Raw genomic sequence first — 606 nt, 5'->3', positions numbered from 1 at the left:
ATCGCCATTTCCGTAAAGGTCCGGCCATGACGTTCAGGTAGTACATTTCGAAACCATAGGGCGCGCCGCATGGGTGGTGGCCGCGAGGTACGAGGACGACGTCACCATCCGCGATGGCCATGGTTTCATCGAGCGATCCATCGTCTGTATAGACACGCTGGATGCCGAAACCGTCAACGGGGTTCAGCCGGTGGTAATAGGTTTCCTCGAGATATGTGATGCGCGGAAAGTCATCCTCGTCGTGACGGTGCGACGGATAGCTCGACCAATGGCCTGCAGGTGTGAACACCTCGGTGACGAGGAGCGAGTCGCAGTAATCCTCGTTTTCCATCGCAATGTTGTTGATGTAGCGCGTATTCGTACCCTTGCCCCGTTCCGTCAGCGTGATGCCGTGCGGGCCGATGCGGCGGGCCTTGTGGCCGCCCCTGCCTGGGGCGGCGCAGACCGCGATCGTGCAGTCGGTTGCGGCGACAGCCACCCAGTTTTCCCCGTTCGGCACATAGAGGCAATGCGGCGGCGTCTTTTCGAACACGTTCATGCGTTCACCGAGTACGCCCCAGTCCTCGCTGGCGGCGGCGACGGCGGCTTTTCCCTCGACCATGACGA

The 606-nt window shown here is 60.9% G+C and carries 1 protein-coding gene; it reads right to left on the bottom strand.

Annotation, left to right across the window (positions count from 1 at the left end; genetic code table 11):
- Positions 1-606, bottom strand: a 606-nt coding sequence (gene iolB / locus PMI41_RS17150; protein WP_008126934.1) for a 5-deoxy-glucuronate isomerase, incomplete at both ends; no start/stop codon positions are given.

Source organism: Phyllobacterium sp. YR531 (assembly GCF_000282595.1).
Lineage (GTDB): Bacteria > Pseudomonadota > Alphaproteobacteria > Rhizobiales > Rhizobiaceae > Phyllobacterium.
The sequence above is the reverse complement of the archived record's forward strand: the minus strand, read 5'-3'. Positions and strand labels throughout refer to the sequence as shown.